We start from the raw sequence: 221 nt of genomic DNA, 5'->3' as shown, positions 1-221 counted from the left end.
TGGAGCGGTAGTTCAGTCGGTTAGAATACCGGCCTGTCACGCCGGGGGTCGCGGGTTCGAGTCCCGTCCGCTCCGCCAGAACGAAGCCCGTTCAAGACGTTTTTGAGCGGGCTTTTGTATTAAAGATGTAAGCAGTGCGTTGTCCCCTTCGTCTAGAGGCCTAGGACATCACCCTTTCACGGTGAGTACAGGGGTTCGAATCCCCTAGGGGACGCCAGATT

Annotated in this window: 2 tRNA genes; both read left to right on the top strand. The window is 57.0% G+C overall.

The window, feature by feature from the left end:
• Position 1: 1 nt before the first annotated feature.
• Positions 2 to 78, top strand: a tRNA-Asp gene (locus DIE13_RS32675).
• A 63-nt stretch (positions 79 to 141) separates the two neighbouring features.
• Positions 142 to 217, top strand: a tRNA-Glu gene (locus DIE13_RS32670).
• Positions 218 to 221 lie beyond the last annotated feature (4 nt).

The sequence above is a fragment of the Burkholderia sp. Bp9016 genome (genome assembly GCF_003857765.1).
GTDB lineage: Bacteria > Pseudomonadota > Gammaproteobacteria > Burkholderiales > Burkholderiaceae > Burkholderia.
This window is presented reverse-complemented; position numbering and strand designations above follow the sequence as displayed.